This window comes from Leptospira alstonii serovar Sichuan str. 79601 (assembly GCF_000347175.1).
Taxonomy (GTDB): domain Bacteria; phylum Spirochaetota; class Leptospiria; order Leptospirales; family Leptospiraceae; genus Leptospira; species Leptospira alstonii.
The window spans coordinates 189,055-205,001 of sequence record NZ_ANIK01000028.1 but is presented as its reverse complement, the minus strand read 5'-3'; the positions used below and the strand labels follow the sequence as shown (position 1 = coordinate 205,001).

15 protein-coding genes are annotated in these 15,947 nt (G+C 44.3%); 6 read left to right on the top strand and 9 right to left on the bottom strand.

Features of this window, described 5'->3' with window-relative positions; all coding sequences use genetic code 11:
• The first annotated feature begins 44 nt into the window (after nt 1-44).
• From LEP1GSC194_RS06750 to LEP1GSC194_RS06735, 4 genes are read left to right on the top strand one after another with little or no spacing between them, the layout of a single operon-like run.
• A complete protein-coding gene (locus LEP1GSC194_RS06750; protein ID WP_036041651.1) occupies nt 45-1,808 on the top strand; it encodes a phospho-sugar mutase in 1,764 nt (587 codons plus the stop codon).
• Nucleotides 1,805-3,025, top strand: a complete 1,221-nt coding sequence (locus LEP1GSC194_RS06745; RefSeq protein WP_020772788.1) for an aspartate aminotransferase family protein — start codon at nt 1,805-1,807, stop codon at nt 3,023-3,025. The genes LEP1GSC194_RS06750 and LEP1GSC194_RS06745 overlap by 4 nt, the downstream gene beginning before the upstream one ends.
• Before the next feature lie 16 nt (nt 3,026-3,041).
• Nucleotides 3,042-4,118: a 3-isopropylmalate dehydrogenase gene (gene leuB, locus LEP1GSC194_RS06740; RefSeq protein WP_017808702.1), complete on the top strand. Its 1,077-nt coding sequence runs from the start codon at nt 3,042-3,044 to the stop codon at nt 4,116-4,118.
• Nucleotides 4,119-4,134: 16 nt separating this feature from the next.
• Nucleotides 4,135-4,542 (top strand): response regulator, encoded by a 408-nt coding sequence (locus tag LEP1GSC194_RS06735; RefSeq protein WP_017808703.1) that lies wholly within the window; start codon nt 4,135-4,137, stop codon nt 4,540-4,542.
• Here the strand turns inward: LEP1GSC194_RS06735 and LEP1GSC194_RS06730 are convergent.
• Nucleotides 4,539-5,240: a polyphenol oxidase family protein gene (locus LEP1GSC194_RS06730; RefSeq protein WP_020772844.1), complete on the bottom strand. Its 702-nt coding sequence runs from the start codon at nt 5,238-5,240 to the stop codon at nt 4,539-4,541. The two genes, LEP1GSC194_RS06735 and LEP1GSC194_RS06730, sit on opposite strands and share 4 nt — an antisense overlap.
• A 102-nt stretch (nt 5,241-5,342) precedes the next feature.
• Here LEP1GSC194_RS06730 and LEP1GSC194_RS06725 point away from each other — a divergent pair, with 102 nt between their 5' ends.
• Nucleotides 5,343-5,993 carry a phosphoribosylanthranilate isomerase gene (locus LEP1GSC194_RS06725; protein ID WP_020772744.1) on the top strand — a complete coding sequence of 217 codons (651 nt, stop codon included), beginning with the start codon at nt 5,343-5,345 and terminating at the stop codon, nt 5,991-5,993.
• On the top strand, nt 5,990-8,536 hold the full coding sequence (gene mutS / locus LEP1GSC194_RS06720) for a DNA mismatch repair protein MutS (protein WP_020772767.1): 2,547 nt from the start codon (nt 5,990-5,992) through the stop codon (nt 8,534-8,536). The genes LEP1GSC194_RS06725 and mutS overlap by 4 nt, the downstream gene beginning before the upstream one ends.
• Here mutS and serB read toward each other — a convergent pair.
• The 8 genes from serB to LEP1GSC194_RS06680 all read right to left on the bottom strand — a co-directional run bounded on the left by serB (nt 8,519) and on the right by LEP1GSC194_RS06680 (nt 15,933).
• Nucleotides 8,519-9,400, bottom strand: a complete 882-nt coding sequence (gene serB, locus LEP1GSC194_RS06715; RefSeq protein WP_020772902.1) for a phosphoserine phosphatase SerB — start codon at nt 9,398-9,400, stop codon at nt 8,519-8,521. The genes mutS and serB overlap by 18 nt on opposite strands.
• A gap of 10 nt (nt 9,401-9,410) precedes the next feature.
• Nucleotides 9,411-10,157 carry a GDSL-type esterase/lipase family protein gene (locus LEP1GSC194_RS06710; protein ID WP_020772749.1) on the bottom strand — a complete coding sequence of 249 codons (747 nt, stop codon included), beginning with the start codon at nt 10,155-10,157 and terminating at the stop codon, nt 9,411-9,413.
• Between the two features lie 7 nt (nt 10,158-10,164).
• Nucleotides 10,165-10,341: a hypothetical protein gene (locus tag LEP1GSC194_RS22560; protein WP_000875511.1), complete on the bottom strand. Its 177-nt coding sequence runs from the start codon at nt 10,339-10,341 to the stop codon at nt 10,165-10,167.
• A gap of 394 nt (nt 10,342-10,735) precedes the next feature.
• Nucleotides 10,736-11,800 (bottom strand): biotin synthase BioB, encoded by a 1,065-nt coding sequence (gene bioB, locus LEP1GSC194_RS06700; protein WP_020772905.1) that lies wholly within the window; start codon nt 11,798-11,800, stop codon nt 10,736-10,738.
• Between the two features lie 40 nt (nt 11,801-11,840).
• Nucleotides 11,841-13,142, bottom strand: coding sequence for an adenosylmethionine--8-amino-7-oxononanoate transaminase (gene bioA, locus LEP1GSC194_RS06695; RefSeq protein WP_036041649.1), 1,302 nt, complete (start codon nt 13,140-13,142; stop codon nt 11,841-11,843).
• On the bottom strand, nt 13,139-13,804 hold the full coding sequence (gene bioD, locus LEP1GSC194_RS06690) for a dethiobiotin synthase (RefSeq protein WP_020772847.1): 666 nt from the start codon (nt 13,802-13,804) through the stop codon (nt 13,139-13,141). The genes bioA and bioD overlap by 4 nt, the downstream gene beginning before the upstream one ends.
• Nucleotides 13,804-14,934: an aminotransferase class I/II-fold pyridoxal phosphate-dependent enzyme gene (locus tag LEP1GSC194_RS06685; RefSeq protein ID WP_017807739.1), complete on the bottom strand. Its 1,131-nt coding sequence runs from the start codon at nt 14,932-14,934 to the stop codon at nt 13,804-13,806. Before LEP1GSC194_RS06685 ends, bioD begins: the two co-directional genes overlap by 1 nt.
• Nucleotides 14,935-14,952: 18 nt before the next feature.
• Complete coding sequence (locus LEP1GSC194_RS06680; RefSeq protein WP_020772761.1) at nt 14,953-15,933, bottom strand: malate dehydrogenase; 981 nt, start codon at nt 15,931-15,933, stop codon at nt 14,953-14,955.
• Nucleotides 15,934-15,947: the final 14 nt, after the last annotated feature.

Here is a 15,947-nt window from a genome sequence, read left to right as displayed (position 1 = left end):
TTTTTATGAATTTAATCCTCTTAAAAAAATTGAATCGGAATCCTATGAATCATCCCGAATCCTTTATCCATTCTTGGACGCGAGATCCTTTCCCCAGTGGAGTTCGTGACGAAGCCAAACGTGCTCTTGAAAAATTTTCCAACGGAGAATCCGGTCCCGACGTGGAAGCCTTTTCGGTTCCTCTCGAATTCGGAACCGGAGGAATGCGCGGCAAACTCGGAAACGGAATCGGTAGAATGAACGAGTTCACCGTTGGCCGCGCCGCTCTTGGATTCGTAAGTTATCTTTCCAAAAAAAACAAAAAGGCTTCGATCGTAATCGCATACGATTCCAGAAGGAGATCCAAGGAATTTGCGGAAGTTACCGCGGGAATCGCGGCGTCCTTAGGAGTGAAAGTGATCCTTTTCAGCGAGGTGACTCCCACACCTCTTCTCTCTTATGCGATCCGTTATTACAAAGCGTCCGGAGGAGTTGTCATCACGGCTTCCCACAATCCTCCCGATTACAACGGATTCAAAGCGTATCTTTCCGACGGCGGTCAACTCGTTCCCCCGGACGATCAAAAAATTATTTCTAAAATCGAGTCCATCACGGATTGGAATCGGATCATCATCCTTTCTCCCAAAGATCCGCTTTACAAAAAGATGGTAAAACCCGCTGGAAAGGATTGTTTTGTTTCTTACAAAAAAGAATTGGCCAAGGCGGGAATTCTTTCCACTTCCTTAAAATCGAAAGACAGGGCCGCGATGAAGATCGTTTATTCACCGTTACACGGAACCGGCGCCAAAACGATGAAGGAACTTTTAAACGGTTTCGGATATAAAAACGTATTTTTAGTTCCGGAACAAAAAGATCCGGACGGAGAATTCCCTACCGTCAAGTATCCGAATCCGGAAGAACCGGAGGCCATGGAACTTTCCAAAAAATTTGCGATCGCCAAAGGGGCGGACGCTTTTATCGCAACCGATCCGGACGCGGACAGACTCGGAATCGGCGTAAAGAACGGAAACGGCGACTACGTTTTATTAAACGGAAATCAAATCGGTTCCATCATGGCGGCTTATCTCTGCGAAGCTTATGCGGCGAGTAAAAAAAAGAAAAAGGCCGTTTTGATCAAAACGATCGTGACCACCGATCTTCAAGAAATCATCGCAAAACGCAATCATGTAAAATACAAGAACGTTCTCACCGGATTTAAGTTCATCGCTCAGGTGATGGCAAAGATAGACAAAAGTAAAACGGACTTCTTTCTATTCGGCGGAGAAGAATCCTTCGGTTATCTTCCCGTATCTTTTGTGAGAGACAAGGATTCTCTTTCTTCCGCGTTGCTCCTTCTCGAAATTCTCACCGAAAAAAAAGATCTTTTACACTATATGGACGAGATCTATCTCAAATACGGTTTGTTTCAAGAAAGTCTCAAATCCCTCACCTTGGAAGGAAGCGCGGGCAAGGAAAAGATACGAAAATCCTTGGAATCTTTAAGGACCGTGGATCTTTTGGGAAAACAGATTCATCGGAGAAAAATCATCGGGATTCTAGACTACAAAACCCGAACCGTAAAAGGAAGCGCTTCCAAAACTGCGTTTGCGGGTTGTCCGTCCTCGGACGTGATCCAAGTGATTCTGGAAGGAAACGCAAAACTCACGATCCGGCCTTCCGGCACGGAGCCCAAAATCAAAATCTATTCTTCCTTTCAGAGTTTAAAAACTCCGACGTCCAAAGAAGAAATTCGAAATCTTACCGAAGATCTTCTCTCGGAGATCAAGGCATCCGAAGAAATATTTTTAACATTGGCAGGACTCTCATGAACGACACGGAAATACACAAGGAACTTTTTCAACACACGAAGGAACTCGCCGAGCACTATCTACTCAATACATATTCCAGATACGACGTAGCGTTTCGTTACGGGGTCAACGAACTTCTATTCGATTTTGATAATAAACAATACATCGATTTTCACTGCGGAGTCGCGGTCACAAACCTAGGACACGCGGACCCGGATATCATCGAAGCGATTCGTACTCAAGCGGACAAACTCTTTCACACTTCCAATCTATTCTACTCCGAGGAAGCGGCAAAACTAGCGGAACTTCTTATCCTCAATTCTTTTCCGGGAAAGGTGTTCCTGACCAACTCCGGAACCGAAGCGATCGAAGGAGCGTTTAAACTCGCGAGAAAGTATGCGGATTTAAGAAACATCGAGGACCCGATCATTCTTTCCCTGGAAAAAAGTTTTCACGGAAGGTCCGTTTCCGGAATGAGCCTTACGGGTCAGGAAAAAATCAGAAAGGGCTACGGAGAACTTCTGAAAGGAATCGAGTTCATAGAACCGAACAACGACGAAGCTCTCGTATCCGCCTTTGAAAGATATCAGGGAAAAATCGTCGCGTTGATCGAAGAACCGATCTTAGGCGAAAGCGGAATCATTCCTTTGTCGAACAGTTTTCTCACTCTTTCCAGAGAATTGACCGCAGAGAACGAAGCGCTCCTGATCTTTGACGAAATCCAGACCGGAATGGGAAGAACGGGAACGTTATTCGCCTTTGAAACGATGAGTTTCAGTCCGGATGCGATGACCCTGGCAAAAGGACTGGGTTCGGGATTTCCGATCGGCGCTTTGATAGTTGCTGAAAAATATCAGGACCTTTTTACACAAGGATCTCACGGCTCCACGTTCGGAGGAAATCACCTGGCCGCGGCGATCGCCTATGAGACAATCCGAATCATTCAGACAAGGGAAATCCTGAACAACGTAAACGTTTGTTCGGATATCGCGTTCACAAGACTAAAAGAGATGCAGGAAAAATATCCGGTGATCTCCGAGGTTAGAGGAAAAGGGCTTCATATCGGAGTGGAGTTGAAAATTCCTTCCAGACCGATCGCGGAAACTTGTTTGGAAGCGGGGCTCGTGGTCAACGCAACGGCGGATAACGTGATTCGGATCATGCCTCCTCTTACGATCTCGACCGACTTTTTAAATCAAGGTCTGGATATCTTAGAATCCGTACTCAAACAAAACTAAAAGGATCCAAAAAAGAATGAAAAACGTAGCAGTACTTTCCGGGGACGGAATCGGACCGGAAGTCATGGAGGTAGCCCTCTCCGTTTTGAAAAAGGCTCTCGGAGCAAAGGCTTCCGAGTTTAATTTTAAAGAAGGACTCGTAGGTGGAATCGCAATCGATAAAACCGGACATCCGCTTCCGTCGGAAACTCTAAAACTCTGCGAAGATTCCTCCGCGATTCTTTTCGGAAGCGTAGGCGGGCCTAAATGGGAAAACCTTCCTCCCGAAAAACAACCGGAAAGAGGAGCGCTTCTTCCTCTAAGAAAACACTTTGATTTATTCGCAAATCTAAGACCGGCTATCATTTATCCCGAATTGAAAAACGCTTCGCCGGTGCGTTCGGACATCATCGGAGACGGACTGGACATTCTGATCTTAAGGGAATTGACCGGAGGAATCTACTTCGGACAACCCAAAGGCAGAGAAGGATCGGGACAGGAAGAATTCGCATATGACACGATGAAGTATTCGAGAAGGGAAATCGAAAGAATTACCAGGGTCGCATTTCAGGCGGCGAGAAAAAGAAATAATAAAGTGACAAGCATCGACAAGGCAAACGTCTTGACGACTTCCGTTTTTTGGAAGGAAGTTGTAATCGATCTGCATAAGAAAGAATTTTCGGACGTCCAATTGAATCATCTTTATGTGGACAATGCGGCGATGCAGCTCATCGTAAATCCGAAACAATTCGACGTGATTCTTTGTGAAAATATGTTCGGGGATATCCTTTCCGACGAGGCTTCGATCATTACCGGTTCGATCGGAATGCTTCCCTCGGCTTCCCTTTCCGAATCGGGATTCGGTTTGTACGAACCTTCCGGCGGTTCTGCTCCGGACATAGCCGGAAAAGGCGTAGCCAATCCGATCGCGCAAGTTCTCAGCGCCGCACTTATGTTACGTTATTCTTTCTCCATGGAAGAAGAAGCGAGCAAGATAGAAACCGCAGTTCGAAAAACGATCGCCTCCGGAAAAAGAACCAGAGACATCGCGGAAACGGGATCGACTGTGGTCGGAACCAAAGAAATCGGTCAGTTAATCGAATCCTTTCTCTAAAAAGAGGTAAAAAAAAATGAAAGCAGGTGTAGCTCCCAACGGAAGGCCGTATCAAGTATTGATCGCCGAGAATTCCAGATTTCAAGCCAAACAGCTGGCGCAAATTTTGGAATCGGAAGGTTATCAAGTGATCGGATTTGCGGAAAACGGAAAGGAACTCGTCAAACTCTACGACGAACACAGACTCGTGGATTTGATCACACTCGATCTCAATCTGCCGGTGATGGACGGATATGCAACTTTCTTTGAAATCAAGGACAAAGGAGTGCTTCCTAGAATCGTGATCGTTTCCGAAGAAAATACTCCTGCGGTTTTAAAAAATCTGATCGACGAAGGCGCGATGGATTACGTTCCAAAACCGGTAAAACGCGAGAAGGTATTGGAAAAGATCAACGCAGCGATGAAAAAAATTCCCAAAGTTTAATCCTCTTTCCAAATCAGATTCAGATTTCTTCCGACTTCTTTTTTACGATGGCTGAAGAAATCTGAACTCTCCTCTAGCGTACAGATCCCTGCCGATCGGAACAATACCTGAATTCCATTTTTTTCCAAACGGTACTTCAAAAAGGATTCCAGATCGAGTAAGGTTTTACCAACCTCGTTTTGTTTCAGACAATCCGGAAATTCTTTTCGAAACTGGGATGCGACGTCTTCTCCGACTTCGTATTTGCATCCGCTCGCACAGGGTCCTAGATAACCCAAAAGAGATCCGCTTTTCAAAACCGAATCCGTAAACGCAAGTTTCAAAGTTTTTTCCGCGATTCCGGCTAACGTTCCTTTCCAACCGGAATGGATAGCCGCGAACTCGGAATCTTGTAGGGACCAAAAGAATAAAGGCATACAATCCGCGGTTTTGATACAGAGAATTTTACCGGACTCATTCCCGAAAAAAGCGTCTCCTTCCGGAAAAGAAAAGGATTCCATCCTTGAAAGATCGACGACTCCGTCTCCGTGAATCTGATTTAAAATATAAACCTTCGATTCGGATATTCCGGTAAATTTTGAAATTTCCTTTCTTTGAGTTTGGACGTCCAAGGACTCGGAAGGAAGTTCCTTCTTTCCCGCAATGAGAATCTTGATTTTTTTACCTTGGGAAATCGGAAACGAATGAAACAAGGCCATGAAATCCGAAAATACATTCCGTGCGAAAATTGACCAGTGTTAAAGAATGTTAAAGTGCGTGATCTAAAAAAACCCTCCCTAAAGACTGGAAAAACTTCCCTCATGAAAACGAATTCTTCCGAAAAAACAAAGGTTAAGATCTGCGGAATTCGAGACTTAGAAATCGCAAAAATCTGCAAGGACGAGGGCGCGGATTATATCGGTCTGAATTTTGCGGCTTCCAGCCCGAGGAAAATCTCGTTTTCCGACGCTCAAAGAGTCGTAGAATACTACAGAGCAGAAAAGAATTCTCCCGAAATCGTCTTGTTATTCTATCAAAATTCCCCCGAAGAAGTTGAGTCCGTCATTTCTGCCTTAGATCACGATCTCGTCCAGTGGGTTTGGGGCGATCCGGAACTTGCTTCCGCGGATCGGAGACAATTACTCGGTAAACGCCAGATTTGCTCTTATCGAGTGCAAGCCCCGGTGTATAACGAAAATCTAAAAGACATTCCCGGAGAATTTTTGATCCTCGATAGTTATTCCAAAAGTGCGGGTGGAGGTACGGGAGAAACTTTCAATTGGGAATTCATTTCAGAAATCGAAAGAAAGTTTTTTTTAGCCGGAGGACTCACGCCGACTAACGTCGCCAATGCGATTCAAAGCGTAAAACCCTTCGGAGTCGACGTCGCAAGCGGAGTCGAATCCTCTCCCGGAATCAAAGACGCTCAAAAAGTGATTCAATTCATCAGGAACGCAAAATCGGCCTTATGAGTTTGGAAACCACGGGAACATCCGCCGAGTACTGGAGCGATCTCGCAGACGCGCTCAACACGCCGATGATGAAACAATTCCTCGCGATCAAAAAGGATTTTCCGGATACGATCCTATTTTTTCGAATGGGCGATTTTTATGAAATGTTCTTGGAGGACGCTAAAGTAGCCTCTTCCATTTTGGACATCGCGCTCACCAAAAGACAAAATGCGGTTCCGATGTGCGGGATTCCCTATCATTCCAAGGACAACTATATCTCCCGACTTTTGAATGCGGGAAAAAAGATTGCGATCTGCGAACAATCCAAATCGGAAGATCCCGGTTCTAAACTGATGACGAGAGACGTGGTCAGGATCATCACGCCCGGAACCGTGATCGAGGAAAATCTACTTTCCGGTTTTCAAAACAACTACCTCGCCGTTCTCCATCTTAAAAAAAGCCTGATCTACTTCGCGATGGCCGACTTTTCCACCGGCGAAGTGTTCTACTCCTCCGCATCGATCACCGGGCTCGAAAGACTGATCGCGGAACTGGAAAAATTTAGACCTTCCGAAATCTGCGTTCCTAAATCGGAGATTTCCTTCTTTAAAGATTTGGAATATTTCAAAAATCGAGAATTTACGGTTTTAAAAGATCGACAAGAAACTTCGGATAAGGATCCGTTCCAAATTCTTTCTCAATATTTGAACGAATACATACGCGAAACGTATCGGGACAACAAACTCGTTTTACGAGAGCCCCGAATTTTGAGCTCCGGAAAGTTTTTGGAAATGGATCGGGAAACGATTCTCAATCTGGAGCTCGTAGAAAACGAAAAGGAAAAAAATCACACACTCTATTCTATATTCAATTTTTGCAATACTGCAAAAGGCAAACGACTTCTCAAACAGAGAATTCTGTTTCCGGAATGTGATCCGTTGATTTTATATTCGCGTTGGGAAAAACAAGATATTCTTTTAAAAACGATTCTCGCTCCGTTCGTGAGCGCGCTCAGGGACGTGGCGGACTTGGAAAGAATTCTCACGCGTTTCCGTGGAAACAACGCCTATCCGAGGGATTTTCGTTCTATCTTAAATTCGATTTCCACCGGAATCAAACTCAAAGTGGAATTGGAAACGCTTTCCTATCCGTTTTTGATTCCTTCGGAAGAATTAAAAACTCTCTCCAATTTCATCGAGGAACGTCTGCATCCGAACGAGGACCTTCCGGTAATTTTAGGAAACGGTCCGTTTTTAAAAAACGGATTCTCCGTAAAGTTAGATAAGGCCAGAGAAGCCGGATTCAAAGGAAAGGATTGGATTTTAGAACTCGAAACGGAAGAGAAAAAAAGAACCGGCTTAAACACATTAAAGATTCGTTATAATAAAATCGTTGGATACTTCATCGAAATTTCCAGGATTCAAGCGGAACAGGCTCCGAAAGATTATCTCAAAAAACAAACTCTCGTAGGAAGCGAACGTTTTACGACTCCTAAGTTGGAGGAGATCGAACGAACCATTCTGGAAGCGGACGAAATCATTCAAGAAATCGAAAGAACCGAATTCAATCGAATGGTCGAAGAAGTCCTCAAGTATTCTTCGGGTTTACTTTCCTTTTCGGAAGAGATCGGAGATTTGGATTTTCAAATTTCCGTTTTAACCGCCAAGGACAAATTCGGCTGGATTCGCCCCGAACTTTCCGAAGATCGTTCTCTGGATTTGGGAGATTCCAGACATCCGGTCGTGGAAGCGACCCTTCCTCCCGGTCAGGAATTTATTCCGAACTCCGTCTATTTGGATACGCAGGATAAGGCCATCGCCGTTCTAACTGGGCCCAACATGGCCGGTAAATCCACGTTCATGCGACAAATCGCTCTCAATCAGATTCTTTTTCAGATGGGAGCCTTTGTGCCCGCAAAGTCGGCGAAACTTCCGATCGTGGATAAACTATTCACTCGGATCGGCGCAGGAGACAATCTCACCGCGGGAGAATCCACATTCTATGTTGAGATGAAGGAAACCGCAAATATTCTGAACCACTACACCGAAGATTCCCTGATTCTTTTTGACGAAGTGGGAAGAGGAACGTCCACCTACGACGGGATGAGCATCGCCTGGGCAATCCTAGAATATCTTTCTTCTTTGCCCGTAAAACCAAAAACCATCTTTGCAACACACTATCACGAGTTGACGGAACTTTCTCGTCTGAGCGGAATTTTCAATCTTTATCTGGAAACACTTGAAAAAGAAGACAAGGTCCTATTCTTACGAAAGGTGAAAATCGGTAAGGCAAAAAAATCCTTCGGGATCTATGTGGCAAAGATTGCGGGAGTTCCGGAGCCGATCGTAAAAAGGGCCGCCGAACTTCTGACCGATCTGGAATCCAAAAAGAAAGAGATTCGAATTCAAGAAGCGCAACCTTCTCTCTTTTCCGAACCGGAACCAAAGAACCTTCCTTCGGAAACGGAAGAATCGATTCTAAAACTGAAACTGGAAGAGATGACTCCGATCGAAGCCTTAAAGGCCTTGGAAGACTTGCAAAAGAAATTAAGAAAACAAAAATAAAAGAACGTCCATCGGAGCGAAGTCCACCCAATTGACGATGAGTTTTTTCAAACCTTCTTTTGCGTGAAATCCGATTCCAATCCCTGCTTCGTTTAACATCAGAGAATCGTTCGCACCGTCGCCGACCGCAACAACTTGAGAGGGATGAACACCTTCCCGATCTCGAATTTTTTTCAGATATTCGAGTTTCTTATTTTTATCAACGATGTCTCCTACTACGTTTCCCGAAAGTTGTCCGTTGTCTCTTTCTAAAACATTCGCATGAACCTCGTCTATCCCGTATTCTCTTTGAAAAATTTCCAGAATATCCGTAAAACCTCCGGAAAAAACAGCGGTTTGACTATTCCTTTCTTTCAATCCTCGGAGAAGTTTTTCGACTCCTTGATTCAGCTCCAGTTTCTGATAGAGCTCCGTAAAAATAGAAGCGGAAAGACCTTTTAAATGAGTACATCTTTTTTTGAGGGCTTCCTGAAAGTCCAGATTTCCTTCCATCGCTTCTTTGGTGACCGAAGCGACTTCCTCATAAACTCCGGCAAGTCCCGCCAATTCGTCTATGACTTCTTGACGGATCAAAGTGGAGTCCATATCGAATGCGAAAAAACTTTTTTTCTTCGGATCAAGCAATTTCTCCACTTGCAGAAGATCCGCATTTTTCTTTGCGAATATTTCTCTGATTTGAATCAGTTCAAGACGATCCAGCTTTCTCGAAATCTTCCACTCGATACAACTCCATAATCCTTGTGTGCGGATCGGAGCCGAGGAAAGCAAAAACGCCTCCTCCGGTTTGAGAGATACAAAACCTCCCATTCCTAATAAGAGTTCTTTACGAATCTCTTCGGGGTTTTGCGTGAGAATTAAGAGCAAGATTTTCCTTTTAGAGATAAGGCAAAAGAATCGGTTTTAATTTTTCGACCCAGACCTTGTATGCGTTTTCATTCAAGTGGATTTTATCTTTTTCAAGCCAGAATTCCTGACGAAGAATCGGCCTATCCTTTTCTCTGAGCCATTGCCAGTTGTCCAAAAAAACGACGTTTTTATAAGACTGAATGATTGAGACCCAAGCCAGATTGATCACGGGAGAAACTCGGTTCAAATTCTGAGTTCGGACTGGAGGGATTCCCAGGATCACTATTTTTGCGTTGGGAAGCGATTGAGTAAGCTTGTCCAAAATTTTGACCAAGTTATTTTCAATCAAATGGAGACATTTTCCTTGGATGAGATCGTTTCCCCCAATTTCCAAAACGATCGCCTTTGGATTTAAGGAAACCACGTCCTCGTCCAATCTTTCCAAGAGTAGTTCCGTTATATCCCCGCCGATTCCTCGGTTGACCGCACCCGGAAATTCCTTCGTTAGAATTTCATTTGGAAACAACTGAATCAAAGAGTTCCCTACAAAAACCACGCTTGCGGTTTTAATTCTTTGATTCTCTTCGCGATAGATATTTCTCATTTTGAGCCAAAGATTTCGGTACTGTTCGAACGTTTCCGCGGAACGGTATCCCGCCCCGGACCAGCATTCGAAGTCGGGACTTGAGTAATCATCTATGTACGATTTTTTAAGCAGGGAGGAACAGGAGATAAAAAGAAAAAGCAAAGAAACAATGGAAAAATGCTTTGCCAAAAATCTACTACTGTTCCTGAGGTTCTTTCATATGAAAACGTTTGTGCCAATCCGCAATCTGAGCTTGCAGATAATCCTCCGAATCACAGATTCTGAACTCGATAGGATTATTGGAGGCAGTATCAATCAGTTTCGCTTCTATATAACCGTTTTTTAGCTTATTGATTTCTATTTTATATTTCATCCATTAAACTCCAGTAATGTCAGATTTTTAGATCAATTCAGTCTTTCAATCGATTCTAAAAAAACGAACGACTCTTTTTCAGACTCGAAAAAAACATTCTCGCTCCGACATTTCCAAATTGTTTTTCAAATTTTTTTACTTCAAAATCCAAATAACAAGACACATAACGCGGCTCCTATTTGAAAATCAAACTTTTCACTTTTTGTCGAAGTTTCGTTTTTAAACCGAACTCCGCTTTTTTTTTAAACTCCGATCCGAACGTTCGTAACGCAAATCGGCGTATAACAACCTACATTGTTCTAAGACTCAATTTAATAAAAAAAAGTTGCCGGGAAAGCTTAAAAAATACCAAAATCAGCTTTTTTTGAAGGTTCTAACCGTCGTTTTTAAACGTTCAAGGTTTCTTAAATTTATAAAGTTCCGGGAAGTTCTTCTCCGAATACAACCCTTCCGTCTCGGAATCTTCCGGAAGAACTCCTCCATCCGCGAGTTCGGGGACAAAACCGGCGTCACGAATCATCGCAACCGTCTCGGCGATCTCAGAACCCTTTACGTTCAGGTAACCGGAGGAGAATATTGAATTGGCCGCAAACAAGGCCGTTGCGGAAAGACTTCTGAGATGCCCTTCTCTTCCCGCTGCGATTCGAATCTCCGAATCCGGATTCACCAAACGAAAAAGGCATAGAATTCTCACACAGAGTTCCGGAGTTAAAACACTCGGATTTTTGATCGCGTGTCCTTTGACGGGAATAAAAAAGTTCACCGGAATCGAAATGACTCGAAAAGACTTGAGTTCAAAAGCGACATCCACGATATCTCGAAGGGTTTCTCCCATTCCTACGATGACGCCGCTGCACATTCCGATTCCCGCCTTAGAAACGGAACCCAAGGTTTCCGCTCTTTGCAGATACGTATGAGTGTCACAGATTTCCGAATAATGGTTTTCGGAAGTATTGAGGTTATGATTGTAACGATCCAAACCCGCGGCTTTTAAAAGCTGAGCCTTTTCCTCGTCCAAAAGCCCGGCGGACAAACAAACCTTCATACCGAGTTCGTCCGTGATCCGTCGAATCGTAGAAGCAAGTTTTTCGGTGGTCGGCCGATTCGGACCCGTTCCGGAAGTCACCATACAAAAACGATACGCCCCGTTCTTTTTCGCCTGAACCGCGTCCTCATAAATCTCCGCTTCGGACTTCATCGGGTATTCCCTGACTCCGGAGTTTGCGTTTTTTCTTTGAGCGCAATAACCGCAGTCTTCCGGACAATAACCGTTTTTGATATTATCCAAGATATGAATTCTAACCTTATCGTAGAAGTATCGACTTCTTTCTTGAAACGCCTTGTCCAAACAGGTCGTCAACGGAACGGAACCGCTTAGAATTTCCAAACCTTCTTCTTTGGTGATCACGCTTGGAATTTCGGAAAATATTTTTTCAGCTGCTTTGAGTGTTGTGGACATTCTTCAGACAGATTCAAGCGAGGGAGTTTTCTTGAAAAGTCTAATTCCCAAGGGAAATTTCCGAGAGTGTTTCCCGAATCGCCCAAAACACTTTTTCCAAGGAAGAATCTTGGATACTGTACGGGGGAGTAAGATAAATCACGTTTCCCAAAGGACGAAGTAACACTTTCTTTTCCAAAAACTTTTTCTTGAGAATTTTGTTTCCCGGATAACTATAACCGCTTTCGTTTCCTACTTCCAATTCCAAAACGCCGACGGCTCCTAAAACCCGGCAATCCCGAACCGCTTTCGGAAATTCTTCCGCTATTTTTTTTAAACCGACCTTGAGTTTGGATTCCAATCCTGCGATTTGATGCAGACGATTCTCCGCAAAAAAAAGTTCTATGGAAGCAAGAGCGGCAGAACAAGCAATCGGATTTCCGGTCATCGTATGTCCGTGATAAAATCCTTTTTCCGGTTCGGGAGTCACAAACGCGGAATGAATTCGATCCGTTGCCAAAGTTACAGCGATAGCGGCCGCACCAGCGCTCAAACCCTTTGCCATTGCAACCAAATCGGGCTTAATCCCGGCCTTTTGATACGCGAAAAGGGAACCGGTTCTTCCAAATCCCGTAAAAACCTCGTCCACTAAAAGTAAGGCTCCGTATTTTTTAGCGACGGTTTCGAGTCTTTGAAGAACTTCTTCCTTATAAAAGACCATTCCCCCCGAACCTAAAATCAAAGGTTCGATAACGATCCCGGCGACGGTTTGAGGATTCTTTTGAAAAAACTCTTCTATGGAGTCTACGCATTCCACGTTACAAGAATCCGGCTTTTTTCCCACAGGACAAAAACTGCAGTTAGGACTTGCAAATTCTTCCGTAGGAAACATCAGTTCTTGAAATACCCGGTTGAAAACGGAGTTTCCTCCGACGCTCATGGCGCCTATCGTATCTCCGTGATAAGAAGCATTAAATTTTACGAATATTCTTCGACTCGATTCTCCCGTATTTTGAAAATATTGATATGCGAGTTTGATCATGATCTCCACAGCCGTAGATCCGTTATCGGAATAGAGAACCCAATGAAACAAACCCTCCGTAATTTTTAAGAGTTCACTCGCGAGTTTTTCGGCTGGGTCGTGTGTGAACCCTGCCAGCAAAACGTGATCGAGTTTATCCAACTGATCCTTAACGGCTTGAATGATTTTAGGATGGTTGTGCCCGTGAATACTCACCCACCAGGAAGAGATCGCGTCTATATAGGAATTTCCCTGCTCGTCATACAAAAATTCTCCCTTGGCGCTTTTTATCTTTAAGGGTAAATCGAGTTCGAACTGGGGAGTGAACGGATACCAAATCATAGGAGTATTTTTTTTACGCATTCTTCAGAATCGAATTGAGGAAGATATTCGTTTTGAAAACGTTCGCGGCTTATTTTTTCTTTAGAATTCAAAAAGAAATTTCCAAGACAAACCGTCCCGCTCAATTCCGTGATCGTTCGAATGTTATCGTTCGTGGTTCTGTCGGGAATTCCTATAAAATAAATTCCTTTCAGGTCGATATTTCGATTTCGGGCCGCTTCGATTGAAAGGAGAGTTTGATTGATCGCACCTAAGGAAACGGGAGCTACCAAAATCAACGGAATCTCCGACTGACGAATCACTTCCAATGTGAGAGTCTTCCGAGTCAAGGGAACGAGAAGTCCGCCTGCACCTTCCACGATGATTTTTTCGTCTCGAATGCTGTAAAGATGCCTGGATAGTTCGTCCGAATCGATTTCCACACCCTCCAACTCCGATGAATAATGAGGAGACCCGGCAAAGGCCAAGGAATAATAGTTCTTTAGAAAGTAACTTTCGTGAAGACCGGTAAGTTGCATCATGGTAACACGATCGCTATCGTTCCCGGTCTGAACGGGTTTGAAATACTTGAGTCCCAAGGACTTGCCGTATTTTCCCAAGATGAGGGAACTGAAGAGGGTTTTACCCACATCCGTTCCCGTAGCTCCGATAAATACCGCCATCAAAACTCCGGTAAAAGAGAAATCAATTTCTCTAATGTAGATTGCGTCGTATCGGAATGAATACTGATTCGAAGTCTGGGGACGTTCACGGTCGGAGGACGGATCGCTTTGACGTGAAGCCCGTTATTTCTACAAATCTCAGCGGTTTCCAATACCGTTTTTTCGGACGGAAACAAGACCGGTACAATCTGTGATTCGGAACCGGTTTTCGGATAATTTTTGGTTTCCAGCGAATTACGAAAACGACTCGCTCGTTTTAAAAGATTTTCTCTTTCTATTTCCATCGATTTTACGATCGAAACGGCGGTAGGAACCGCGTATGCGATTGCGGGCATCGGAGCCGTGGAATAGATAAAAGTTCTCATCTTGTTGACCAGAAACTCTTTTCCGGTCTGGGAAGTTCCGATCCAAGCACCTTCCAGACCTAAAGCCTTTCCACTCGTATAAGTGATAAAGTCCACTTCTCCCATTTTATCGGGACCTAAAATCTGCGCAACTCTCCCTTCTCCCTTCGGTCCAAAAACTCCGATTCCATGAGCGTCGTCCAAAATCAAAACCGCATCGTATTTTTTTTTGAGATAGAGAAGATCTGAAATCGGCGCAAAATCTCCGTCCATGCTGAATACGGTTTCGGAAACGATGACCTTTTCTTTTCTTTTGGACTTTTGAAGAAGTTCTTCGAGATGATACAAGTTTAGATGTTTATAATATGTTTTCTCGGCGCCCGATAGACGAATTCCGTCCAAAATCGAAGCGTGATTGAGTCGGTCCGTAAAGATTTCCGACTTTGCGTTTGCGATACAAGAGATAAGTCCCAGATTAGCCGCGTAACCGTTCGCAACCCAAAGAGACGTTTCCGTTCCAGTCCATTCCGAACAAGCTTGCTCTGCGGTTTCAAAAGAATCCCTGTGCCCGCTCACCAAACGAGAGGCGCCGGAACCGGCTCCGTAAAGATCCAGACCTTCTTTCAGACTTTGGATGAGTTTTGGATGGCGAGTAAGTCCGAGATAATCGTTGGAAGATAAATCGACCCCGGAAGGAACTTCCAGGGATCTAAATAGGAAATCCTTTTTTAAGGATTCCAAAACGAAAGAGGTTTTTTGGAAAAACGTAGACGGATTCAGGTTCAAAAAACCTCTCTTTCGAATTTAAAGCATTTCCTTTACTTCGTTTCTTTCGGAAACGAGTTCGTCGTGAGTGATCTTGAATTTCTCTTTTGCAAAATCGTTCAAAGGAAGTCCTTGGATGATTTCCACTTTCTTTCCGTCGGACTTCAAAGGAAATCCGAAGATCAGTCCTTTTTCAGCTCCGTACGATCCGTCGGAAACGATCGCTGCAGAAAAAGCGTCTCCAGATGCGGTCGGGGTGAGAATACCACGAACCGTATCCACGACTCCGTTTGCTGCGCTCGCCGCAGAAGAGGCCCCCCTTGCTTTGATGATTTCGGCTCCTCTTTGCTGAACGTTTTTAATGAAATCTCCCTTTAACCAATCGTGATCGGAGATTACGTCGGTTGCCGGTTTTCCGGAAATCTTTGCGTTGTAAAAATCGGGATATTGCGTGGAGGAATGGTTTCCCCAAATCCCCAAATGAGTGACTTCTTTTACGGGAACTCCCGCCTTGGAAGCGAGTTGCGACTTGGCTCTGTTTTCATCCAATTTAGTCATCGCAAACCAACGATCTCCGGGGATTCCTTTTGCGTTGTTCATAGCGATCAGACAATTGGTATTACAAGGATTCCCAACCACGAGAATTCTCACATCGGAAGCCGCGTTCTTTTCGATCGCCTTTCCCTGATTTACGAAAATTCCTCCGTTGATTTTGAGAAGATCGCCTCTTTCCATTCCCGCTTTTCTAGGAACGGAACCGACTAACAGCGCCCAGTTGATATCCTTGAAGGCGGTGTCTAAATCGGAAGATACGGTCACTTTTTGAAGAAGAGGAAACGCGCAGTCCTCCAATTCCATGATTACACCTTTTGCCGCCGGAATCGCAGCTTCCAATTCAAGCATCTGAATTTCCACCGCAGTATCGGCCCCGAACATTTGTCCGGAAGCAATTCTAAAAAGTAGAGAATACCCAATTTGCCCAGCGGCGCCTGTAACAGCGACTTTCACCGTCTTACTCATATCTGGCTGACTCC